This is a genomic window from Chryseobacterium sp. RR2-3-20 (assembly GCF_017808115.1).
Lineage (GTDB): Bacteria > Bacteroidota > Bacteroidia > Flavobacteriales > Weeksellaceae > Chryseobacterium > Chryseobacterium oryzae.
The window spans coordinates 1-25,021 of sequence record NZ_JADQBD010000021.1; the positions used below are offsets into that span (position 1 = coordinate 1).

Genomic DNA, 25,021 nt, shown 5'->3' on the forward strand with positions numbered 1-25,021 from the left:
ACCTACTTAACTTCCGTTTTTCGGTGCCGCAAAGATAGATATTCATACAAACACAAAACAAATTAATTTAACATAAAATTTACCCTCACGTAACATTAAACCCATAACAGCATGGATATCAGTGGATTTTTTTTAAGCTTTTGTTTAATTTTTTATTCTAAAGCTAGAAATAACATTACCGTTTGCATACATAAACGCCCCACAAATAAAGGTAATCAAATAAAAATACCTCCGAATGGAGGTAGATTTAAGGAGAGAAAAACTTCTTTATAAACAATCGATATGTATAGTATCCTAATAAGCAACCTGCAACATCTGCAACAATATCCAGAGCTTCCATAGATCGCCCAAGTTTCATTTCTTCTTGTAAAATCTCTGTTAGAAAGGCGTAAATAAGAATAATCTGAAAAAAATAAGAAAATTTTAATCTAGGAAATGATGCAATAAGGCAGAAACCTAATGCAGCGAAGATACTTACATGCAATACTTTGTCTATTCCCGAAAACATAAACCAAAATTCATGATTTTCTTCCCCAGGACGTAAAAGCATATATGTAAGAAATGCCCAATAAATGGGCAATATCTTTTTAAATATGTTTGAAATTTTATCCAATTAATGCTTGGTATTCTTCTGCAGAAAGCAATTCTGAATGATCTGCATCTTCAGCAATTTCAAGCTTAATAATCCAGCCTTCTCCATACGGATCAGAATTTAAAAGTTCCGGCTGATCTTCTAAAGCAGAATTAAATTCGGTTACTTTCCCAGAGATAGGCAAGAAAAGGTCTGATACAGTTTTAACAGCCTCAACGCTTCCAAAAACATCTCCTCCACTTATTTCGTCATCCACGGTATCAACATCTACATAAACGATATCTCCTAATTCTCCTTGTGCAAAATCTGTAATCCCGATAGTGGCAGTGTTTCCTTCTATCTTAATCCACTCATGATCTTTAGTGTACTTTAATTCTGACGGTGTATTCATTTTTAATTTTTTAATGATGACAAATTTATTCAAAATTGATATACACTCAAAGAAAATTTTAAACAAGTTTTAATCATTGCTAAATACGATTTCAATCCGGGCATTCATTTAATTTTCTTCATTTAAATTTAAAAAGCTATTTTTGAAAAAATTCAAAAAAAATTATGAAAACTAAACACCCTAAAGGTTTACCCTATCTGTTTTTCACAGAAATGTGGGAACGTTTCGGATATTATCTGATCCTCGGAATTTTTGTGCTTTATATGATTGACAGCGAGAAAGGCGGATTGGCGTTTGATGATAAAAATGCGGACGACATCTTCGGAACTTTTATCGCATTAACCTATCTAACTCCTTTTTTGGGCGGATTTTTAGCGGATAGAGTTTTAGGATATATCAAAGCAATATATATTGGAGGCTTTTTGATGGGCTTAGGCTATTTAGGAATTGGTTTATTTAAAGAATTACCACTCTTTTATGGTTCATTAGCTTTAATTATTATAGGAAATGGGTTCTTTAAGCCTAGTATTTCTACACTTTTGGGAAATCTTTACAACGAAGAACCTTACAAAGCAAACAAAGATGCCGGATACAATATTTTCTATATGGGAATTAACATTGGAGCTTTTGTATGCAATATTATTGCTGCATTTATGCGTAATAAATATGGATGGGGCCCTGCGTTTATGACTGCCGGAGTAGGAATGTTCGTAGGTTTGTTGATTTTTACAATTGGGAAAAAACATATTATACAGGCAAATATTTTAAAACCTGCACAAGAAGGAGATACCAAAATTTCTGATATCTTGGTAAAAGTATTTTTACCCGCTATTATTTTCGGACTAATAGGATGGTTCATTCCGAAAAATATTTTTGGAAGCGACAGCACAGATGCTTTTATTTTCGCCTGTATTCCGGTTATATACTTTTATGTAATGCTCTACGTAAAGGCAAATGCCGAAGACAAAAAACCTATCGGTGCTCTTCTAGCCATTTTTGCAGTAAGTTTAATGTTTTGGGCTGTTTTTAAACAAAACGGAACCGCATTAACCCGCTGGGCAAACTATTATACAGACAGAACAGTTCCCAAAGCGATAGAAAAGCCTTTAGAAGCAATTTATTTGGTTGACAAAAAAGATTACCAAAACAAAGAAGTTTCCGTTTACGATCACCAATATCAGGTGAAAAAAGATTCAAATGGTAAAGCCTTGAAAGAACAAGGAAAAGATATTTATTTTAGAAATGTTTCTGCAGCCGACAAAGCAAAATTAGAAGCAAATCCTTCGCAAACAGTTCATCTTTACAATACGGAATTATTCCAATCCATCAACCCGGGTTGGGTGATTCTTCTAACGCCGGTTGTTGTTGCTTTTTTTATGATGCTTAGAAGAAAAGGCAAAGAACCAAGCACTCCATCAAAAATTGTATTGGGATTATTCATTTCTGCGTTATCTTGTCTAGTAATGGTGGGAGCTGTGTATGCAGGACAAAATGGTTTCATAAAAGTTTCAGCTTTATGGCTTGTAGCCGCTTACGGAGTAATAACTGTAGGAGAACTTTGTCTTTCGCCAATGGGATTGTCTTTGGTTTCTAAACTTTCTCCTCCAAGAATTACCGCTTTAATGATGGGAGGATTTTTTCTTTCTACTTCAATCGGAAACAAACTTTCCGGAGTTTTAGCCAGCTTTTGGTATGATTATGATAACAAAGCTAATTTCTTTATCGTGAATTTTGGCTTGTTACTTCTGGCAACTTTACTTGGTCTTTCGATTCTGAAACGTCTCAATAAAATAATGAAGGATAGAGGAATAAATTAAATTTTTGAAATCCGAAAACAGTAAGCCGTAGATTATTCTGCGGCTTTTTTTATTTAAAATTAAATTAAAACTTGCCAAAAACCTAAAAAAAACTATATTTGCTAGTCTTAACAAAAATTTAACAAGTATATATGGATACAGTAGTTCAGTCGAAGACCAAACACCCAAAGGGATTGTGGGTACTTTTCGGAACGGAAATGTGGGAGCGTTTCAATTTTTATGGAATGAGAGCAATCTTAACTCTGTTTATGGTAAATGCTTTGCGTTTAGGAGAATCAAATGCATCAATTATTTATGGTGGTTTTTTGGCTCTATGCTATTTAACACCACTTTTAGGAGGTTTTATTGCAGATAAATTCTTGGGAAACAGGTACTGCATTCTTTTAGGAGGTACATTGATGGCAGTTGGTCAGTTTTTACTTTTCTACAGTGCTACAATATTTGATACCGGATTAGAAACTTCAAAAATAGCATTCTGGTTAGGTTTGCTGGTTATTATTTTTGGTAACGGATTCTTCAAACCTAATATTTCTTCCATGGTGGGTAGCCTTTACCCTGCTCAAGAAAAATCAAAATTAGATTCGGCTTTTACCATTTTCTATATGGGAATTAATATTGGAGCTTTATTAAGCCAATATTTTGTACCGATTATTGCAGATGTTGTGGTAGATGGGCAAAGAGATATTTTTGTTTTTAAATGGGGATATTTAGCTGCTGGTATTGCGATGGTTTTGGGAACTCTAATATTTCTATTCTTAAAAGATAAATATGTAGTTGACCCTGAAGGTAAACCTATTGGTGGATTACCTTCAAAATCAAGAAACAAAGAAGAAGAGGGAGAAAAAGCAAAATTCTCTTCAGCATCTTTAGGTATTACAGTAGGCCTATTTGTAGTTCTTTTCTTTGTTTTCAGGTACCTACATGTAAATGAAGTTTTCTTCAGTAAATTTGAAATCGGAAGTCTGGTTAAAGGTATAATTTATCCAATCATTTATGCTTCAGGCATTTCATTAGCTATTCTTATCTTATTGGATAAAGCTTTGACGAAAATAGAAATCCAAAGAATTTTAGTAATTTATATTGTATCATTCTTTATTATTTTCTTTTGGGCAGCTTTTGAACAGGCTGGTTCTTCTTTAACCTTTATTGCTGACAATCAAACAGACAGAACATTCTTATTCGGTTGGAAAATGCCTGCTTCTATGGTTCAAATTTTCAACGGATTATTTGTGGTAATTCTAGCTGTACCTTTCAGTCTTCTCTGGGATAAACTAAGAGCAAAAGGAAAAGAACCGGTTTCTCCACTGAAACAAGCTATGGGATTAGCTCTGATTGCTTTATCATATTTCATCATTGCTTACAATGTTAAAGATTTAGGAAACAGCGGTCTTCTAGCAATTAAATGGTTAGTGTTACTATATTTTATTCAAACTTGTGGAGAGCTTTGTCTTTCTCCAATTGGGCTTTCTTTGGTAGGAAAGCTATCGCCAAAAAGATTTGCTTCATTGTTGTACGGTGTATTCTTTATTTCGAATGCTGCAGGCTATGCGTTAGCAGGAACTTTAGGTTCTATTTTGCCTGCAACTGGAGATAAATTTATAGCTTCCGAAAAGCAGGGTATCGATCTTCAAGCAGTTTTAGATAAAAAATATGACGTTTCAGGAAAAGAATTGTTTATCTTAGCACAATATGACCTTGCGAAGATTGATAAAGAAAAACTCGACAAAACCGGAATCAAGCTAAATGAAGCTATTGAAAAAAATAATAAAACAATAAACAAGATCAAGAAAGCAGATAAAAAAGCAGAAGTCAAGCCTGAACAATTGACTTATCTTTCTGAACCAGAATTATCAAAGCTTAAATCAGACAATATTATTACAGTAGAATATAACAGATTTGCAGGATTTACAATTCACAATCTATTTGAATTCTTCATGGTATTCGTAGTTCTTTGTGGAATTGCAGCAGTAATTCTTGCATTAATTTCACCAATTTTAAAGAAAATGATGCACGGAGTAAAATAAACTATTTTTAAAATATTAATTAAACCTCTGATTTTTTCAGAGGTTTTTTTATAAATTCGTTTGGCAATAATTTTTACTTATCTATAATAAGAAATTATTGTTTTTTTCATTTATAAACAATCACTTATGAGTCTTAGCCTAGAAGAAATACAAAATTTTAAAGGAAAATATCCTAAACAACTTTGGACACTTTTTACCGTAGAAATGTGGGAGCGTTTCTGCTTCTACGGGATGCGGGGGGTACTAACATACTTTATGGTAGACCAGCTATTATTAAAAGATGGGGTAGCAAATCTGCAATATGGTGCCATTCAGGCTTTTGTATATGCATTTACTTTTATTGGTGGAATTTTCGCAGATAAAATTTTAGGATTTAGAAAATCTCTTTTCTTTGGCGGAATCGTGATGGTAATCGGTAATTTACTGATTGCTTTTTCTCCAAAAGAACTTTTTTATATTGGAATTGCATTTTCAATCATCGGAACTGGATTTTTTAAACCTAACGTGTCTTCGATGGTTGGAGAACTCTATGATGAAAAAGACCCGAGAAGAGACGCCGGATACGGGATGTTCTATGCCGGAATTAATATTGGAGGACTTTTAGGAGGTGCTTTATGTATTTATTTAGGAAAATATCATTCTTGGACTTTATGTTTTCTTGCAGCTGCTTTGGTGATGGTTATTGGTTTATTAACTTTCCTTTTTACCAAAAAAAATCTGGGACCTATCGGAAACTCTCCCCTGCTCAATCTGGAACCATCAAAAAGAAGAATGCGGGAAATTGCTGTGTATGTACTTTCCATATTAAGTATTCCTTTAATCTTCATTATGGTGAAAAATACCGATTATACAGACTATTTTATGTACACTATCGGAATTATTGCAGTAGGTTATTTTGTTTATGAATTAATCAGACTGGAGATTTCAAATCTTCAGAAAAAATTAATTGCTGCTTTTGCATTTATATTTTTCTATTTTCTTTTTAATGCCATTTACGAGCAAAGTGGCGGCTCACTTTCTTTATTTGCCAAAGATAATTTGGATCATAATTTATTAGGATTCAATATGGATCCTAACGTTGTGAATAATAGTTCGAACACTTTATTTGTTATCATTTTAAGCCCCATCATCGGTTTATTGTGGCTTTGGTTGGCAAAGAAAAAACTGGAACCGAACACTTTAATTAAATTTGGGATAGGATTTTTATTTCTTTCCGCTTCATTTTATATCTTTTATTACACAAAATTTTTCGCCAATGCAGAAGGGATCACTTCTTTGAATGTTTTTGCCTTTGCTTACTTCATCACTACCATTGGTGAACTTTGTCTGGGACCTATTGGTATGTCGATTATCACAAAACTATCTCCAAAAAGACTATTCGGAATGATGATGGGTTTATGGTTTTTGGCAAGTGCATTCGGTCAGCTTGCTGCAGGAAAACTGGGTGCAGAAATTTCAGAATCTAATACAGGAAAAGACTTAGTTTCTAAATTGCAGTCTTACACGGACGGATATTACCAATTGGCTATATATGCACTAATTGCCGGAGTGGTATTAATTTTGATATCTCCATTCATCAAAAAATTAATGCAGGAAGTAAAATAATACTTTCGGCATATTATAAATTTCTAGTATGAAAAGATCAATAAGTTTTATTTTCCTTTTTTTGATTACTCTGAATTTTGCTCAGGTAAAATGGATGACTATTGAAGAAGCTTTGGAAGCTCAAAAAACACAGCCTAAAAAAATACTTATTGATTTTTATGCAGATTGGTGCGGTCCCTGCAAAATAATGGATAAAAAAACCTACGGACACACTACCATTTCAGAATTTTTGAATGAAAACTATTACCCTGTAAAATTTAATGCTGAAGAGAAAAAGACGATAGAAATTTTCGGGAGAAAATTTTCAAATGAAAATTCTACACAGAAAAGAGGACGAAATTCTCTACACCAATTTACACAGTTTATGAACGTTAATGCAGTTCCAAGCACAGTTTTTTTGGATGAGCAAGGCAAACCGATTACAATTCTGCAGGGTGAATTGTCTGCGAAAGAGCTGGAGCCTTATCTTTCGTTTATTTCCGGGGATTTATACAAAAAAATTAAAACCCGTGAAGACTGGGAAGACTATCAGAAAAAATTCAAATCAAAAATAAAAGATTAATGCATTGCGAAAATGTAGAATTAAGACTTTCAAAATTTTGGAAGTCTTTTTTATTTTACCGAAATTCGAAACTTTATTTTCATATTAAATCCGCATCAGGAATTTTAAATAAATGACTTTAGAAACTCCCATAGAATTTGTAAAAGGAATCGGTTCCGAACGTGCCAAACTCATCAAAAATGTGTTGGGGATTTCTACTGTGGAAGGTTTTCTTAATTTTTATCCTATACGATATCTGGATAAAAGCAAGGTTTTTACCGTTTCTGGTCTTCAGGAAACCAGCATTGAAGTTCAGCTGAAAGGAAAAATAACTTCTGTTCAGGAAATTCAGAACGGAAAAATAAAAAGATTGACGGCAAAATTTAATGATTCTACCGGAACGATGGATTTGGTATGGTTTCAGTACTCAAAATGGCTGAAAGAACAGATTCCTATCAACCGTGAAGTCTATATTTTCGGGAAAATCAATGTTTTTAATCATCAGTTTTCTATGCCTCATCCTGAAATTGAAGCTGAAGAAAATAAAGAAGCAGAAACAAGGCTCAAACCCATTTATCCAAGCTCGGAAAAGCTCAGCAAAAGAGGTTTAAACCAAAAATTCTTTCAGAATGTTTTAAGGAATATCTGCAAAGAAATCCCTGGTTTAATTCAGGAAAATCTGCCGGAATCTCTTATTCGTCATTATCAGTTTTTATCCAGACAACACACCTTTCTGAATATTCATTTCCCAAAAGATCAGCAACATTTTGAAAGGGCAGATTATCGGTTAAGATTTGAAGAATCCTTTTTTTTCCAATTGGGTTATGCTTTAAAAAAGCTTCATCATAAAACACAGTCCGTAGGAAATCCTTTCCCCATTGTAGGAGATTATTTTACCGGATTTTACGAAAATCATCTTCCTTTTGATTTAACAAATGCCCAAAAAAGAGTTTTAAAGGAGATAAGAATGGATATGAAAAAGCCCATCCAGATGAACCGACTTTTGCAGGGCGATGTAGGTTCGGGAAAAACGATGGTGGCTTTATTAACGATGCTTATTGCTTTAGACAACGGCTTTCAAAGCTGTTTAATGGCTCCTACAGAAATTCTCGCCCAACAGCATTACAACGGCATTAAAGATTTACTGAAAGATACCGAAATAAAAGTAAGTCTTCTAACCGGATCTGTAAAAGCTTCCGCAAGAAAAACGATTCATGAGGAGCTGGAAAATGGCGAACTTTCTATTTTAGTGGGAACTCATGCTATTTTGGAAGATAAGGTGAAATTTAAAAACCTAGGTTTGGCAATTATTGATGAGCAACACCGTTTCGGCGTTGCACAAAGAGCTAAACTTTGGGCAAAAAATAAAATTCCGCCCCATATTCTGGTGATGACGGCAACCCCTATTCCGAGAACTTTGGCGATGAGCTTTTATTCTGACCTTGATGTTTCTGTGATAGACGAAATGCCCGTTGGAAGAAAACCCATTATCACCGCCCACAGAAGAGAAAAAGACCGGGCTTATGTGTATAATTTCTGCCATGAAGAAATAAGAAAAGGACGACAAATTTATTTCGTTTATCCTTTAATTGAAGAATCTGAAACTTTAGATTACAAAAACCTGATGGAAGGTCTGGAACATGTCATGGATAATTTTTCTAATTACAGCGTTACCATGCTTCACGGGAAAATGAAACCGGATGAAAAGGATGCTGCAATGAATTATTTTGCTTCGGGAAAATCGCAGATTATGGTGGCAACAACGGTAATTGAAGTGGGTGTAAATGTTCCGAACGCCTCGGTGATGGTTATTGAAAGTGCTGAAAGATTCGGGCTTTCTCAGCTTCATCAACTTCGTGGAAGAGTGGGAAGAGGCGCCGAACAGAGCTATTGTATCCTCATGACTTCCGATAAATTATCAAGCGACAGCCGAACAAGAATTAAAACTATGATAGAAACCAACGACGGTTTTAAAATTTCTGAAGTTGATATGCAGCTTCGTGGTCCGGGAGATATTTTGGGAACTCAGCAAAGCGGTGTCGTAGATTTTAAAAGACTGGATTTAGTCAATGATGCCGCAATCATTAAAAACACCAAAGGTTTGGTTGAAAAAATTCTGGAAGCCGATCCGCATTTATCAAGACCAGACAATCAGATTATTAAAAATTATTATTTACAGAATTATAAAGGGAACAATAAGTGGAGTAAGATTTCGTGATTATTCTGGCAAACACAATGTTGCTGTCATTCCGCAGGAATCTGGACGAACATTGTAGAGATGCTTACAGCATGACAAATCACGGCTTATTTTAAACAAATTTCTCCATCAGAAAATCATCCATCACATAGCTGTTTCCAATATCAAAAACACCTTCTCCGTAAACCTGATAACCTTGCGATTCGTAAAATTTTAATGCTGAATTATACTTATTTACATTTAAAATAATTCTGTTATCTCCGTTTTCTTTTACTTTTTCAGTTAAAAATTCAAGTGTTTTTTTGCCTAAACCTTTACCTTTACTCTCGGGAACAAGATAGATACGGTGGAGTTTTGTGGTATTTTCTTCGTAATGATCTTCAAACCCTATAAAACCGGCATCATTCAAATCATCATCAATAACTAAAAAATAATGATAATTGGGATGTTGAAAATGGCTCAGTAATTCTTGTTCAGAATACATTTCATTAAGCATATAATCCAGCTGACTGGCTGAAATGATTTCCGAATACGTACTTTCCCAGGATCTTCTTGCCAAATCCTGAATTTTCTCAATATCCTGTTATGTTGCTTTGATTAGTTTCATATTTGATTAATTTTTCAGAGGATAAAGACTAAAAAAGTGAAAAGCATTATACTCTTCACTTTAATTTTATTGATGAAATGATTTTTTAAATCTTTGCCATTTCATTTTTAATTTTTGCATAAAGTCCTTCTGAAGCCGGAACTAAAGGAAGTCTCAGGTAATTTTTAATGAGTCCTTTTTCAGCCAAAACAACTTTCACACCGCAAGGATTTCCTTCAGCGAAAATAAGTCGGGTAATTTCTACCAATTTGTTATGAATTTCATAAGCTTCGTCCACTTTTTTATCTAAAGCCAATTGAACCATTGTAGAAAATTCTTTAGGGTACGCCTGCCCGATCACAGAAATAACCCCAGCTCCACCCGCTAAAGTTACGGGAAGTGTAAATTCATCATCTCCGGAAACCAGATTGAAGCCTTCAGGCTTTTTTCTCAGAATATCAAAATACTGAAGAATATTCGGTGCCGCTTCTTTAATCAGGAATAAATTAGGGAATTCATTTGCAAGACGTAAAGTGGTTTCTGCTTCCAAATTCTGTCCGGTTCTTGACGGAACGTTATAAATGATAATATTTTTTCCTGTAGAAGCCAATGCCTTATAATGCTGATAAAGCCCTTCCTGATTTGGTTTGTTGTAGTATGGGGAAACCGACAATACCGCCGTAAAATCTGAAAGATCCGTCTCTTCGATCTGTTTTTTAACTTCAAGCGTATTATTTCCGCCAATTCCTAAAACCAGCGGAAGACGTTTACTATTAATCTTAATGATATGATCTGTTACCTGCTTTTTCTCCTCTGCCGAAAGCGTTGCCGCCTCTGCTGTAGTTCCCAAAACAACCAAATAGTTGGTTCCGTTATCGATATTGTACTCCACAAGTTTGGTTAAACTGTCGAAATCAACCGATAAATCTTCATTAAAGGGTGTTACCAAAGCAACACCTACACCTTTTAAAATGCTCATCTGTTAAAAAATTATTATTGCCAAATTTAAACATTTCAGCTAAGAATTTATAATAATTAATGAGGTTTTATTCTACATATAATTATATTTGCATATACTAAAAGACATTATGCAGAATAAACTTTTGTTGCTTGGGATTGCGTTGGTTTCACTTACAGCATGCAAAACGACCTCGTCGCAGCTGGTTCATGTGGAAACTCAAAAAAACATTTCCATTAATAATGAGCTGAAGAGCGATGAAGAACTTGCCAAATTTATAGAGCCCTACACCCTGAAGCTCAATAAAGAGATGAACCAAAAAATCTCTCATACACAGGTTGATCTCACTAAGGAAGGCGATAATAGCAATTTGGGAAATCTTCTGGCTGATTACACTTTCGACGGAGCTGATAAATGGGCAAAAACCAATCTCGGACGTACTATAGATGCCGCTCTCATCAACATTGGAGGGATCCGTACCACGATTGGGAAAGGAGATATTCTTCTGAAAAATGTTTATGAAGTAATGCCTTTTGAAAATGAGGTAATCATTGTTAAATTTAAAGGTTCAGATTTAATGGGGCTTTTTGAGTATTATGCCAAATACCAAAAGAATAATCCTGTTTCGCATTTATATATAGAAACAAACCAAGGATCGGTTTCTAAAGCTTTGATTAATGGAAAAACGATAAATCCGTATCAGGACTATTATGTTGCAACTTCAGACTATTTGGCTTTGGGAGGCGATAATATGAAGTTTTTCAGCAAAGGAGAAATGATCCCTACAGGAATAAAACTGAGAGATTTGTTTATTGAATATTTCAAAAACAATACAGACATCAATCCTAACGAAGAGATTCGTTTACACTTTATTGATAAAAAATAATGAACAGAAAAAGTTTTTTAAAAACAATAGCAGGTGGATCTTTGGCAATGTCTTTAGCTCCTAATTTGATGATGGCAGAAGAATTGAGTTTAAATTCTTTTAAATTAGCAACAAAGCTTACCATTCTTCATACCAACGACCAGCACAGCAGAATAGAGCCATTTGACTCCAGCTACACCAAAAACCCTAATCAGGGCGGGTTTGCAAGAAGAGCAAGTTTAATACAAAAGATTCGTAACGAAGAAAATAATGTACTTCTTTTAGATTCCGGTGATATTTTCCAGGGAACACCTTATTTCAATTTTTTTGGCGGAGAGCTTGAGTTTAAACTGATGTCTATGATGAAATACGATGCTTCCACGATGGGGAATCATGATTTCGACAATGGTTTGGACGGATTTCTAAAGGTTTTACTCAATGCTAAATTTCCTTTCATCTGTTCTAATTATGATTTTAAAAATACAATATTAGACGGAAAAACATCCCAATATCAAATTTTCGATAAAAATGGGATTAAAGTAGGAATTTTTGGGGTGGGAATTCAGCTTGAAGGTCTTGTAGGCAAAAAACAGTACGGCGAAACCATCTGGAATAACCCTATTGATGTTGCACAACATTATTCTAACTTTCTGAAGAATGAAAAAAAATGTGATTTGGTAATTTGCCTTTCCCACATAGGTTATGATTACGAAGATGAGCCACAAAAACTAAGTGATAAAATTTTAGCTTCCCAAACAGAGAATATTGATTTAATTCTTGGAGGGCATACCCATACTTTCTTGCCTGAACCTCAGAATTTCAAAAACAGACAAGGCAAAAATGTTTTGGTAAACCAGGTGGGTTGGGCTGGTCTGCTTTTGGGCAGAATAGATTTCTTTTTCGATCATCATAAAAACGTAAAACAGATTTCCTGGAATAATCAGGCAATCGACAGCAGTATAATCGCTTAATATGAAAAAACTTTTAATTTCTCTAGGTATTTTTGCAACATTGCAGTTTGCAGATGCTCAAAATATTACGTCTAAAAAGTGGGCAGATCATTTTTCCTATAATAATGTTCTTGCTATGAAGGAAGACAATGGCAAAATTATCGCTGCTACAGAAAACGGAATTTTTTATTATACCATCGCCACAGGAGAAATTACAAAACTTTCTAAAGCCAACGGTCTCCATGAAGTAAAAATTTCTGCTTTCGATTATAATCCACAGACCAAAATCGGATTGGTAGGTTACCAAAATGGCTCTCTGGATGTTATTACTCCACAAGGAATAACTCTTGTGGTAGATATTCCTATCGCAACAGGATATAACGGAAGCAAAAAAATTAATCATATTTCTATTACAGGAGATAAAGCTGTTGTTTCTGTAGGATATGGTTTGTCTATATTTGATCTGAAGAAAAAAGAATTCGGAGATTCTACATTTTTTGTTTCTACAGGCGGTGTTTATTTAGCCAGTAATGAAGCAACAATTAAAGACAATAAAGTTTTTTCAGTTACCAATGATGGCTTCAAAAGCCACGAAATGAATACTACATTCCCTGTATATTCTACTTGGACAACAGAATTCCCAGGTTCTTACAAACATATAGATTCTGAATCTGCAATCGCTTTTTCTTCTGGCAATACTGCCTATATCTACAATAATGGAGTTGCAACACCTGTTTCTCAATCTTTCGGAAACATTTCGGATCTGGTAGTAAATTCAGACAATATTGTAATAACAGATGGAGCAAGAATTTACACCTACAATACTTCGGGAACCAATACAGGAAATTTTGCTTTGGGCGAAACCTGTAATACGGCAACAAGAATTGGATCTAAAATCTATGGTGGAACTGTACTTTCCGGAATTAAAACTGAGGACGAAGTAACGTATAAACCCGATGGTCCATACTTTAATTATGCTTATAAAATTAGATTATTCAACGATAACCAAATTTTAGTTTCTACGGGAATTAGGGCTAATGGATATAATGATCCTCAAATAAATCCAAAAAATCCCGGATTTTATTATTTTACAGGAACAGAATGGTTATACCCTTCTATTTTTAAAGGAAGTTCTACCGTATTTAATGTAATCGATGCTTTCCCGGATCCTGCCAATACTGCAGATGTTTTCTTCAGTAATTATAATTACGCCGCAGGATACGGAATTTACAAAATGAAATATAATTCTGGTTCCAAAGATTTTGATTTTGTAAAATTATATGATTTAGCAGCCGTAGACCCTTATATGAACCGACCGGTAGGCTTTACATCGGACGAGCAAAACAATATATTTACTACCGTTTCATTTTATAACGGAACTTCAGGTTCAATCGGTTTTTACGAAAGAACTACAGATAAATTTGTCCTAAAAGATCTCAGTACAAGTGCTGCACTTCAATATCCCATTTACAGCAAAGATTTATTATGGATTCCGATTCCCAGAACCATAAATTTTGTCGTTTATGATACAAAAAAGACTGCTAATATTTCGGATGATACACAATATTTACTCGACCAGAATAACGGACTTGCAGGCGAAACCATATCTTTTGCCATGGATAAGTCGGGAGATGGCTGGTTCGGAATGCAAAATGGACTGAGAATTCTTCCTAATGCTGCAACAGCCGTTAAAAGCAACCCCACTCTCCAACCCATTGTGATTGAACAGGGAGGTTTAGCGGAAGAACTTTTCCGAGATTCGCCTATTCTCCAGATTGAAGTAGATGGTGGAAACCAAAAATGGGTATCGGTAGAAGATGGTGGTGTATATTATCTTTCTGCTAATGGAGAAAAAATTATTAAACATTTTAATAAAACCAACTCTCCGCTCCCAACCAATATGGTTACAGACATTAAAATTGATAAAAAAACAGGAAAGGTGTACTTTGTTACTTTCGACGGAATTGTTACGTATCAGGGTGATGTAAGTGATGTAACTTCAGATTTTGGAAATGTTTTGGTATATCCTAATCCAGTAGTGCAGTCGCAGTTCAAAGGAAATGTAACTATTAAAGGTTTGGCAGAAAAAACCAATATCCGAATTACAGATGCAGCAGGGAATTTAGTTCACTCCGCAGTTGCCCGAAATGGATATTATGAATGGAACCTTAACAACCAAAGAGGAACCAGAGTAGCTTCAGGAATTTATTTCGTACTTATGACTAATGAAGATGGTTCAGACAAAGCTACCGCTAAAATTGCAGTAGTGAATTAAATGATTTCTCAGAACGGATTTTTGTTGTCTTTCATTAAGTATGGTGAAAATGATGCAATCCTGCATTGCTTCACCGAAGATGAAGGTTTTCAAACTTATTTCCTGAAAGGAATTTATACAAAAAAAAATAAAAAGAAAGCTTTTTTACTCCCGCTCAATAATTTAAATATTACTGTAGGAAGTAATAAAAATACAGCCATAAAAACAATTTCTAAATTTGAAATTGCACAGCTTAGCGATATTTATACGGACATAAAAGCAAATGCCGTAATTTTTTTTGTTGCAGATTTTCTGAATCATATTTTAAGAAATGAAGACAAAAACATATCTTTTTTTCGGGAAATGGAAGTATTGATAAAACAATTGGAAAGCAAAAACTATAGCTCTCATTTTGTTTTTTTACTCATTATTTTGAGAATTCAGGGTGTTGCGCCGCTTTTAGGTGAAGGAAATTTTCTGGATCCCGAAACCGGAACATTTTCTCACATAGAAACGCATCATTTCTTTAACGACCAAACCTCTTTAATCTGGAAAACCATTCTTACCGAAACCAATCCTTACGAAATAAAAATTGCTCAATCTCAAAGAAAAAACTTTTTAGACAGCGTATTGATCTACTATCACTATCATGTTACCGATTTCAGAACACCTGATTCTTTAGAAGTGCTGCAGCAAATTTTCGAGTAATTATCCATTATCTTGAAAGCTTTCAAGAGTCGTCATTCCACCATCAATAAAAATACTTGCTCCTGAAATATAATCGGCTAAATCACTTGCTAAAAATGCAGCCAGATTCCCAACTTCTTCCGGCTGTGTCCTATTCTATTATAAGGAATAAGCTTCAGTAATTGGTTTAAAGCTTCGGGAGTTTCCCACGCTTCTTTATTAATAGGAGTCTGTATAGCTCCCGGACAAATAGAATTCACTCTAATTTTATCAGAACCATGCTCCTGAGCCAATGTTTGCATCAACATTTTCAGAGCTCCTTTACTTGCTGCATAATTTGCTCGTCCCGACCAAGGAATTATTTCGTGTACCGAACTGATATGAATTATTTTTCCACAGGCTACAGATCGGGCTTTATCTATTCCTCTACGGAGAAATTCTTTAATGGCTTCTCTGGAACATAAAAACTGCCCTCGAAGGTTAACTCCCATTACCTCATCCCAATCTTCTACTGTCATTTCAATAAATTTTGAATCTTTTTGAATTCCAGCATTATTCACCAAAATATCGACAGTTCCATATCCTGAAATCACTTTCTGAAACATCACTACCACCTCATCTTCTTTAGAAACATCACATTTGCAAACCATTCCGTTTCCACCTGCTCTTTGTATTTCATTTAAAACTTCCAAAGCTTCTTCCGCAGAATTTTCAGAAGAATGATTGATAACTACCGTTGCTCCTGCTGAAGCTAAAGACTTGGCAATTCCTGCACCTATACCGCTCGACGAACCCGTTACAATAGCTATTTGATTTTTTAATGAAATTTCCATAATAATAATTTAAATGATATTTAAAATCTTGAAAGTTTCACGCCAAACTGCTCCATTTGCAATATCATCCATTTCTAAATATCTCTTTTTGAACAAATTTTGAATCAAAAATGAATTAGATGGAACGCATTTTCAGAATTACTCAGTTTATTCAGAAATTTTTATTCTGTAAACATCTGTAGAATTTCTTTTAATAGATTTAACGAAAAAACCACCTTCTTCAGAGATTTCTTCCTTAAAATCAAAAACTGTACAGTCTTTAGGCAAACCCGAAAAAACAAGAGTAAACCAAAAATCTTTCATAAAAGGAATGGGAGTCCAATAAGGATATATACTGATATTTTCAGCATATATTAATTTGCTCTTATGAGAAGAATTCTGATCGATTAAAACAGTGGTATTCCAAATCCTGATAAGGTTTCCAAGAAATGGAGATGCTGGAAAACAACAGTGCACAATTACTTGTTTTTCCTCTTCAATTTTAGGCTGAAGAGATTCTAAAATTTCTTTTGCAATTATAGGTTTAGTAATGACCTCCATAATAGTAAAAAAATGGGCAATACATGATTCTAAAAATTTAAAATAATGTACAAGTTATTGTAAATATTAATGTTTAAGCTCAAGCATTTCTTTACTATGTGCTCTTACCTTTTTCGTTAACTCAGGATTTTCTGATAATTTTTGTCCATAAGACGGGATCATTTCCAGCAGTTTATCTTTCCATTCTCCTTGAAGTTTTTCAGGGAAGCATTTTTCAAGAACATTCAGCATTGCAAATACCGCCGTAGAAGCTCCAGGAGACGCTCCAAGTAAAGATGCAATAGTTCCTTTTTCGTTTACAACGACTTCAGTTCCGAATTCTAGTTTTCCTCCTAATTTATCGTCTTTTTTAATGATCTGCACTCGTTGCCCTGCCACTTTCAATTCCCAATCTTCTTCTTTAGCATCTTTTACAAATTCTCTTAAATGCTGCATTCTCTGAGCTTTACTCATGGCAACCTGCTGAATAAGATATTTTGTAAGAGGTAAATTATGCCACCAAGCTCCAAATAATGAACGGATATTTTTAGTGTTGACACTTTCCGGTAAATCGAGATAACTTCCTTCTTTCAGAAATTTTGTTGAAAAACCTGCAAAAGGACCGAAAAGAAGAGCTTTTTTACCATCAATAATTCTTAAATCTAAGTGAGGAACAGACATTGGCGGTGCATCTACAGTTGCCTGAGTATACACTTTTGCCTGATGTTGTTCCACCAAATCCTGATTATGAGTTACCAACCATTGTCCAGAAACCGGAAACCCTCCATATCCTGCACTCTCTTTAATATCCGAACTTTCGAGTAACGGCAATGCATATCCACCGGCTCCGATAAATACAAAATCGGCAGTCACTTCCTGTTTATGTCTGTTGATGCGGTCTTTCACTTTCATTTCCCAAGTACCATCTTCACGAGGATTGATATCTTTTACCTCATGATAAAGAAAAACCTCCACCTTAGAATCTTCCAGTAAATGTTTTGCCATTTTTCTTGTAAGACTTCCAAAATTCACATCGGTTCCCAAATCCATTTTTGTAGCAGCTAAAACCTCAGATTGATTTCTTTTGCTCATTACCAATGGTATCCATTTTCTCAGTTTTTCGTGATCGGTAGAAAATTCCATATCAGAAAACAAAGGAGATTCTTTCAAAGCATTATATCTTTTCTGAAGATACTCTGCATCATTTTCACCAAAAACCAGACTCATGTGTGCACAAGAATTGATAAATTCCTGTGGATTCTGGATATAATTTTTCCCAACTAAATAAGACCAAAACTGTTTAGAAACCTCAAATTGTTCAGCAATTTTTTCAGCTTTTACAATGTCTATAGAACCGTCTTCTTTTTGTGGAGTATAATTGAGCTCACAAAACGCAGAATGCCCTGTCCCGGCATTATTCCAAGCTGCGGTACTTTCTTTGGCAAACCTTCCAAGCCTTTCGAAAATGGCAATATCTAAATTAGGATCAAATTCATGAAGTAAAGTGGCTAAAGTCGCACTCATAATTCCTCCGCCAATTAAAACAACATCGTATTTTGGCTTAGGTGTCTTACTGGTTATTGCTTTTCGCATTATCTAAAAATTTACCACGAATTTCGGGAAAAAGTTTTACTTCGGGGGTATGGTTAATTGTTTTTAACATCAAAAATTTACCGTGAATAAAAACATCGGCAATAATGACCGATGTTCTATGTTTACTCGCTTATTTTTCTGAAAAACTACTCCTGCAGTCTGTCTTTCAACCCATGATCTTCACTTTCGAGCCAAGAAGTTTTATAGGTAGGATCTTCAATTTTCAAAGCTTCTTCGGTAATTTTTAATGGTCTGAACGGATCTACCATTACAGCATATTCTTCGGTAAATTTTTTACCTATGCTTCTTTCCATTGCACCAGGATGAGGACCGTGAACTATTCCTCCAGGATGCAAAGTAAAATCCATTAAATCTATATGGTTTCTGCTCATAAAATCTCCCTCTGTATAAAACAAAACTTCATCAGAATCTATATTTGAATGATTGTATGGTGCCGGAATCGCTTGCGGATGATAATCGTACATTCTTGCACAGAACGAGCATACTACATAGTTGTGACCTTCAAAGTTTTGGTGAACCGGTGGCGGCTGATGAATTCTTCCGGTAATAGGTTCAAAATTTTTGATGTTGAATTTGTACGGATAAAAATAGCCATCCCAACCTACCACATCAAACGGGTGAGTTGCATAAATAAAATCGGTAATCTGATTTTCTTTTTTTACTTTAATTAGAAACTCCCCTTTTTCATCTTTAGGTTCAACAAAAGTTGGAGCAACAATATCTCTTTCGCAGAATGGTGAATGTTCCAAAAGTTGTCCGAATTCATTTCTATACCTTTTTGGAGTATAAATCGGAGAATGACTTTCCAACACAAAAAAGACAGTATCCTCAGAATTCAGTTCTGTCTGATAAATTGTTCCTCTTGGAATAATAAGGTAGTCTCCCGTTGAAAAACTGAGATCTCCTACAAAAGTTTTCAGGATTCCGCTTCCTTTGTGTACAAAAAGTAACTCGTCACATTCTGCATTTTTATAGAAGTAATCCATGGATTTTCTGGGTTTAGACAACCCCATCTTTAGGTCATTATTTACCATCAGAAACTTACGGCTATCCAGGAAATCGTCTTCGGGTGTAACATTCATCCCTTTAAACATTCTAGGAGTAACGTTTTTTTCGATGGCAATTTTCGGCGAAACATCTTTAGCTTCTCCTATAGATTTTATCTGAGTAGGACGATGGATATGGTATAGCAATGAAGAAATACCATGAAAACCTTCTGTTCCGAAAAGCTGCTCGTAGTAGAATTTATCTTCAGGCGATTTAAAAACTGTATGTCTTTTTTGTGGGATATTTCCCGATTGGTGGTATCTCATTTTACTTTTATATCTGGATTCTCAAATTTAATATTTTTAAATGAATTGTCTGAAAAAGATTTTCCAATATCTAAGTTTTGAATTTCTAAAAATATTTGTTAGATTTCTCTAACAATTTAAATTTCATGAGGCAAATAATTATATTTTCAATTTTAATAAGTTCCGTCTATTTAATTCCAGCACAAGAAAAAGACAGTATAACCAAAGATTCTTACAAAAAAGTGGATTCTGCTACAACAACAGAGCAAAAAAATATAATGACAACAAAATATATCGACGATATGGTTATTACAGGAACGTTAAAACCTATCAGCAAATCTAAGAGTCCGGTATCTGTAGAAATTTACACCCAGAAATTTTTCCAGAAAAATCCTACTCCAAATGTTTTTGAAGCTATAGCAATGATAAATGGCGTAAGACCTCAACTAAATTGTTCGGTTTGTAATACAGGCGATATTCACATTAATGGATTGGAAGGACCATACACCATGATTTTAATTGATGGAATGCCTATTGTAAGTTCTCTTTCTACTGTTTATGGATTGAGCGGAATTCCCAACAGCCTGATTGACAGAATTGAGGTGGTAAAAGGTCCCGCCTCTTCGCTTTACGGTTCTGAAGCAATGGGTGGAGTTATAAATATCATAACAAAAAATGCATTAACAGCGCCAAAGCTAAGTTTAGACATAATGACTACCTCGTGGAGCGAAAATAATCTCGATATTTCCACAAAGCTGAATATCTCCAAAAATGCGGCCTCTATTATCAGCTTAAATTATTTTAATGCTACCAAGAGATATGATGAAAACAAAGATAACTTTACAGATTCCGCATTGCAAAATCGAATTTCTGTTTTCAACAAATGGAACTTCAGACGAAAAAACAGCCGATCTGCAAGTTTTGCATTACGATACTTGTATGAAGACCGCTTTGGCGGAGAAATGCAGTGGAATAAGTCTTATCGCGGAAGCGAGAAAAAATATGGCGAAAGCATATATACCAACCGATTGGAAGCTTTTGGGCTGTACCAATTTCCTGTAAAAGAAAATATAATGATTCAGTTTTCTTATAATTATCACGATCAAAATTCGTATTATGGTATCAATCCTTATCTCGCCAAACAGAAAGTCAGTTTTATACAAACTTATTGGGACAAAAAAATAAAAAACCATAGTTTACTTTTTGGGGTTACCTTCAAGAATACATTTTATGATGATAATACACCCGGAACATTATCTGCAGACGGATTTACAAATCAACCTATGAAATCTCCGATTTTTGGTGGTTTTATTCAGGATCAATGGGAAATCAGCGAAAAAAACACATTGCTCATCGGCTACAGATTAGATTATGATAATATACATCGCAGTGTACACTCGCCGAGATTAGCATGGAAATATTCGCCCAATCCATTTCATACCTTTAGATTTAATTTTGGTACAGGTTTCAGGGTGGTGAATTTATTTACTGAAGATCACGCTGCACTCACAGGTTCACGAGAAGTAGTAATTCAATCTAATTTGCAACCAGAAAGATCTGTAAACGGAAATCTGAATTATATGTGGAAAATTCCTGCAGGAAATCAATTGATTAACTTTGATGCTTTTGCCTTTTACACCTATTTTAGCAATAAAATTGTTGGTGATTTTGATTCTGATCCCGAAAAAATTATTTACAATAATCTAAACGGATACGGAATTTCACGAGGATTATCTTTGAATACAGATCTTATTTTCAGTTTTCCTTTAAGTATCAATTTAGGATTAACTTACGTTGATGTATATCAGAAATTTGATGATGAAAGACAAAAATCGCAGCAACTACACGCACCAAAATGGAGCGGAACCTATAATATTACCTACAAATTCAGCAATAATCTTGCAATAGATTTTACAGGACAATGGTATGGACCGATGAGATTGCCCATTCTGGTAAATGATTACAGACCAGAATACTCACCATGGTATTCTTTAGCAAATATTCAGGTTTCAAAAAGTTTTCCATCTGGCTTTGAAGTATATTGTGGCATTAAAAACCTCTTCAACTTTACACCGAAAAACCCTATCATGAGGCCTTTTGATCCGTTTGACAGAAATATAAATGATCCTATAAACAACCCAAACCGATATACTTTTGACACCACTTACGGCTATGCTCCTATGCAAAAAATACGAGGATTTTTAGGCATAAAATATACTTTGAAGTAGCTCAGAAAAAATTAAACCAATAGCTATGATGAAACTTATAACTATGCTTACACTTTCCATTTCAGGGATTTGTTTTTCTCAGATGAAAACTTTGGATATTTCGGATTTTGAAATTCAGCATAAAAAAAATCCGAAGCCAATAATACTCAGGATTTATACAAAATGGTGTTCGGTTTGTAAAATGGATTATTTCAGAATTAATCAAGATAAAGAACTTATATCTTTAATTAATAAACACTTATGCTTCATTAACTTTGATGCAGAAAATACAAAAGAAAAAATAATTTTTCAGGGGAAAGAATATAATTATTTGCCCAATGGAAATTCAGGAGTTCACGAGTTGGCAATAGCGTTATCTAAAAATAAAAATCTTCCCATTTACCCATTATGGATTATTTTAGACGCAGAAGGAACATTGGTTTACTATCATGAAGGTTTTTGTTCCCCCGAAATTTTAAAAGAAAATCTAAAAAATTGGTACCAGATTTATTCCGAAAATAAATAATTAACCGAAAACTACTTCAGCAAAACCGCAATAATTGCCAGAATTGCAGGTAAAGCCTGAACAAAAAATATTTTCTTAGCAGATAAAGATCCATAAATTCCGGCAACTGCTACACATCCTAGAAAAAACAAAGCTATGTTACTCTGCCATTTAGAGTCTTCAATACAAAATGACCATAATAATCCTGCTGCCAGAAACCCATTATACAAGCCTTGGTTTGCCGCCAAACCTTTTGTGGGTTTAAACATTTCGGGAGGTAAAGCACTTTTAAAAACTTCTTTTCCTTTGGTTTCCCATGCAAACATTTCCATCCAAAGTATATAAAGATGTTCTAATGCAACAACGGCAATTAAAATTTTGGCAACAATTTCCATTTACATCGAATTTTTTTTGAAATGTAAAGCTAAAAATTAAATGTCAATTTGGAATAAGATCGTTTTACATTTTTTATCATTAAAAATGAAAATAGCTTTCCTATTTTTCTGAAAAGCTATTTTTTTATTTGAGATTGAAATAAAATTATCTTGCAGGAACACTGCTGAAATTAAGTGAAACTTTGATATTCATATCCGAAGAAGTCTGATTCTTCAATTCATAAACTGTTCTTACAGAAAGTCCTGAACTTTTAACAATATTATCTAAAAACCCGCTATCATTAAGGTCTAAATTTAAGCTTGAAGAATTGGTGGAAATATCACTTCTTGATGCTACCAGTTTTTCGCTTGTTCCGTTGGAAGAGATATAGACTTTTACAGATTTCAACGCACTTAAATCTCCACTTGTAGGAGAAACTACAGAGATTTTCGCCTCGGAAATTCTTACATCTTTAATCTGTGCATTATTATTTCCGCCTACCCAAGTCTGAACATTGGATGCCGTAGATGTTGAAGAAACTTCTTTATTAGCGGGAACTCCTGTAGAAACTAAGAAATTGGAGGTGTAAGGAAAAGTATTCTGTACAATAGATTGTACTGCACCACAACTTGCCAGTGCTATAGATGAGACAGTGGCTATTAATACTATCTTTTTCATATCTTAAATATTTAAAATTAAAGTTGATGCAATTCTTAATTTAAGATAATTGCAAATTAAATCTAAAATGAGTTTTGCAGAAATTATACCACTTTAGTCAATCGTAACTGAGAATTGTCCTGTATTTTCTCCTTCAGCCATAAGATCTTTACCTATAATAAGCCAAATTTCGCCTTTCCCCTTTATATCATAAGAAATATCTCTACCAAAAGGACCATCATACGTTCCGTCTGATAATTTAATCTGATTAAATCTTACATTCATATTATTATTTTTTGGAGTAATCACGCCATGAAGTTTAGATTTACTATAATTGGGAATTCTAATGATGAGTTTTTGAATTTTATCATCAAATGTTTGATCTATAGTGCTTGGAAGTTTCTCTGCATCAATAATTTTAACGGCTTCTCCCATTTTATTGGTTGCTGAAACTTTTAATGAATCTCGATTTTCAGATGATGCCACAGAATCTTTTGGCTTAACAGCTGAATGGGTTTCTCCTGAAAGAGAATCTTTATCTGTTATTTTAACCTCTGTATTTTGTTTTGTACATGAAGCCAACAATAAAGGTATAATTAATAATACTGACTTTTTCATTTTATATAGTTTTCTTAATTGACCGTTTTTTTAGAATCTGAATACTAAAATTATTCCATTTACAATCTCTCCCAAACAAAAAAACAGCATTCAAATCTGAAATGCTGTTCTATCACAATTATTTAATAAAAATTTACTTTGCTCTTAATTTCTCTTTTATCACCTGAATATTTTTCTTTGCAGATTCTTCTAAAATAAGACTTGCACTCATGTGAATTCTTGCAGGCATTAATTCAGCAAAATGCTCCGTTCCTTCCCAGGAAACTTTTTTAATTAAAGCTAAAGCATCTTCGCTACGGGAAGAAAGAGTGGTTAAAAACTGCTCTAGTTTTAAGTCCATCTCAGTAATTGTAGGTGAAACCGAATGATAAATATTATGCTGTTCTGCCCAATCTGCTGATCTGAAATCTGCGTCTATAGCCATTGCTGCAAACTGAGATTTACCTATTTTTCGCTCCACATAAGGTCCTATTACAAAAGGTCCAATTCCTAAATTAATCTCCGTTAAAGCCAAAGCAGAGTCTTTTGTTGCAAAACAATAGTCTGCTCCACAAGCAATGCCTACGCCTCCACCGGTTGTTTTCCCCTGAACTCTTACCACCACAATTTTTCCGCAGTTTCTCATAGCATTCAAAACCTTAGCAAAACCTCCGAAAAACTTTGTAGATTTCTCTAATTCTTCAATTTCTAAAAGTTCATCAAAGCTTGCACCTGCACAGAAAGCTTTTTCACCTGCACTTTTTACAAGGATTGCTTTTACCTCTTTTTTGGCACCTTCTTCTAAAATTGTTTCCGCCAATTTTTCCAGAATAGCTCCCGGAAGCGAGTTACTTTTCGAGGTTCCGAAAGTAATTTCGGAAATATTATTTTTAATTTCTGATGTTACAAAATCACTCATTTCTTATCTGATATTGAATTCAAACAAAAATACTAA

Annotated in this window: 22 protein-coding genes and 1 pseudogene; 11 read left to right on the forward strand and 12 right to left on the reverse strand. The window is 34.3% G+C overall.

Translation table 11 applies throughout. The features are described 5' to 3' along the window. Positions 1–247: 247 nt before the first annotated feature. Positions 248–550, reverse strand: coding sequence for a VanZ family protein (locus IV513_RS06980; RefSeq protein WP_245168887.1), 303 nt, complete (start codon positions 548–550; stop codon positions 248–250). Between the two features lie 55 nt (positions 551–605). Further along, entirely contained in the window at positions 606–983 is a 378-nt protein-coding gene (gene gcvH / locus IV513_RS06985; protein WP_209389894.1) for a glycine cleavage system protein GcvH, read from the reverse strand. Positions 984–1,147: 164 nt separating this feature from the next. Here gcvH and IV513_RS06990 point away from each other — a divergent pair, with 164 nt between their 5' ends. The 5 genes from IV513_RS06990 to recG all read left to right on the forward strand — a co-directional run bounded on the left by IV513_RS06990 (position 1,148) and on the right by recG (position 9,188). After that, positions 1,148–2,800, forward strand: a complete 1,653-nt coding sequence (locus tag IV513_RS06990; protein ID WP_209389895.1) for a peptide MFS transporter — start codon at positions 1,148–1,150, stop codon at positions 2,798–2,800. 131 nt (positions 2,801–2,931) lie between these two features. Beyond that, positions 2,932–4,824: a peptide MFS transporter gene (locus IV513_RS06995; RefSeq protein ID WP_245168888.1), complete on the forward strand. Its 1,893-nt coding sequence runs from the start codon at positions 2,932–2,934 to the stop codon at positions 4,822–4,824. 126 nt (positions 4,825–4,950) lie between these two features. Continuing rightward, a complete protein-coding gene (locus IV513_RS07000) occupies positions 4,951–6,429 on the forward strand; it encodes a peptide MFS transporter (protein ID WP_209389896.1) in 1,479 nt (492 codons plus the stop codon). A gap of 28 nt (positions 6,430–6,457) precedes the next feature. Then, positions 6,458–6,991 carry a thioredoxin fold domain-containing protein gene (locus IV513_RS07005; RefSeq protein ID WP_209389897.1) on the forward strand — a complete coding sequence of 178 codons (534 nt, stop codon included), beginning with the start codon at positions 6,458–6,460 and terminating at the stop codon, positions 6,989–6,991. A gap of 112 nt (positions 6,992–7,103) precedes the next feature. Then, positions 7,104–9,188 carry an ATP-dependent DNA helicase RecG gene (gene recG / locus IV513_RS07010; RefSeq protein WP_209389898.1) on the forward strand — a complete coding sequence of 695 codons (2,085 nt, stop codon included), beginning with the start codon at positions 7,104–7,106 and terminating at the stop codon, positions 9,186–9,188. Between the two features lie 91 nt (positions 9,189–9,279). Here the strand turns inward: recG and IV513_RS07015 are convergent, their stop codons facing one another. Together IV513_RS07015 and dapA are read right to left on the reverse strand one after the other, a co-directional pair. After that, complete coding sequence (locus IV513_RS07015; protein ID WP_317196404.1) at positions 9,280–9,726, reverse strand: GNAT family N-acetyltransferase; 447 nt, start codon at positions 9,724–9,726, stop codon at positions 9,280–9,282. A gap of 133 nt (positions 9,727–9,859) precedes the next feature. Beyond that, positions 9,860–10,732: a 4-hydroxy-tetrahydrodipicolinate synthase gene (dapA, locus tag IV513_RS07020; protein WP_209389899.1), complete on the reverse strand. Its 873-nt coding sequence runs from the start codon at positions 10,730–10,732 to the stop codon at positions 9,860–9,862. 109 nt (positions 10,733–10,841) lie between these two features. On the opposite strand from dapA, the gene IV513_RS07025 reads away from it, so the two are divergent. The 4 genes from IV513_RS07025 to recO are packed head-to-tail and all read left to right on the forward strand — an operon-like array spanning position 10,842 to position 15,488. Beyond that, positions 10,842–11,597: a 5'-nucleotidase C-terminal domain-containing protein gene (locus IV513_RS07025; protein WP_209389900.1), complete on the forward strand. Its 756-nt coding sequence runs from the start codon at positions 10,842–10,844 to the stop codon at positions 11,595–11,597. Then, positions 11,597–12,547, forward strand: coding sequence for a bifunctional UDP-sugar hydrolase/5'-nucleotidase (locus IV513_RS07030; RefSeq protein WP_209389901.1), 951 nt, complete (start codon positions 11,597–11,599; stop codon positions 12,545–12,547). The genes IV513_RS07025 and IV513_RS07030 overlap by 1 nt, the downstream gene beginning before the upstream one ends. A gap of 1 nt (position 12,548) precedes the next feature. Continuing rightward, positions 12,549–14,801: a T9SS type A sorting domain-containing protein gene (locus IV513_RS07035; RefSeq protein WP_209389902.1), complete on the forward strand. Its 2,253-nt coding sequence runs from the start codon at positions 12,549–12,551 to the stop codon at positions 14,799–14,801. Beyond that, positions 14,802–15,488: a DNA repair protein RecO gene (gene recO, locus IV513_RS07040; RefSeq protein WP_209389903.1), complete on the forward strand. Its 687-nt coding sequence runs from the start codon at positions 14,802–14,804 to the stop codon at positions 15,486–15,488. Here the strand turns inward: recO and IV513_RS07045 are convergent. The 4 genes and pseudogenes from IV513_RS07045 to IV513_RS07060 form a co-directional block, all read right to left on the reverse strand. Then, positions 15,489–16,300, reverse strand: a pseudogene (locus tag IV513_RS07045) (glucose 1-dehydrogenase). A gap of 147 nt (positions 16,301–16,447) precedes the next feature. Continuing rightward, positions 16,448–16,840 (reverse strand): hypothetical protein, encoded by a 393-nt coding sequence (locus IV513_RS07050; RefSeq protein ID WP_245168889.1) that lies wholly within the window; start codon positions 16,838–16,840, stop codon positions 16,448–16,450. Between the two features lie 66 nt (positions 16,841–16,906). Then, the gene (mqo, locus tag IV513_RS07055; RefSeq protein WP_209389904.1) at positions 16,907–18,412 is read right to left on the reverse strand and encodes a malate dehydrogenase (quinone); all 1,506 of its coding nucleotides are present in this window, start codon (positions 18,410–18,412) and stop codon (positions 16,907–16,909) included. Between the two features lie 146 nt (positions 18,413–18,558). Beyond that, complete coding sequence (locus IV513_RS07060) at positions 18,559–19,746, reverse strand: homogentisate 1,2-dioxygenase (RefSeq protein ID WP_209389905.1); 1,188 nt, start codon at positions 19,744–19,746, stop codon at positions 18,559–18,561. Positions 19,747–19,871: 125 nt separating this feature from the next. Between IV513_RS07060 and IV513_RS07065 the strand changes: the two genes are divergently transcribed. Then, entirely contained in the window at positions 19,872–21,953 is a 2,082-nt protein-coding gene (locus IV513_RS07065) for a TonB-dependent siderophore receptor (RefSeq protein WP_209389906.1), read from the forward strand. A gap of 25 nt (positions 21,954–21,978) precedes the next feature. Next, the gene (locus tag IV513_RS07070) at positions 21,979–22,458 is read left to right on the forward strand and encodes a thiol:disulfide interchange protein (RefSeq protein ID WP_245168890.1); all 480 of its coding nucleotides are present in this window, start codon (positions 21,979–21,981) and stop codon (positions 22,456–22,458) included. 11 nt (positions 22,459–22,469) lie between these two features. Here IV513_RS07070 and IV513_RS07075 read toward each other — a convergent pair whose 3' ends face one another. The 4 genes from IV513_RS07075 to IV513_RS07090 all read right to left on the reverse strand — a co-directional run bounded on the left by IV513_RS07075 (position 22,470) and on the right by IV513_RS07090 (position 24,985). Next, a complete protein-coding gene (locus tag IV513_RS07075) occupies positions 22,470–22,832 on the reverse strand; it encodes a DUF1304 domain-containing protein (protein ID WP_209389907.1) in 363 nt (120 codons plus the stop codon). A gap of 145 nt (positions 22,833–22,977) precedes the next feature. Further along, positions 22,978–23,490, reverse strand: coding sequence for a hypothetical protein (locus tag IV513_RS07080; protein WP_209389908.1), 513 nt, complete (start codon positions 23,488–23,490; stop codon positions 22,978–22,980). 93 nt (positions 23,491–23,583) lie between these two features. Next, positions 23,584–24,087, reverse strand: coding sequence for a hypothetical protein (locus IV513_RS07085; RefSeq protein ID WP_209389909.1), 504 nt, complete (start codon positions 24,085–24,087; stop codon positions 23,584–23,586). A gap of 133 nt (positions 24,088–24,220) precedes the next feature. Then, positions 24,221–24,985, reverse strand: a complete 765-nt coding sequence (locus IV513_RS07090) for an enoyl-CoA hydratase/isomerase family protein (protein ID WP_209389910.1) — start codon at positions 24,983–24,985, stop codon at positions 24,221–24,223. Positions 24,986–25,021: the final 36 nt, after the last annotated feature.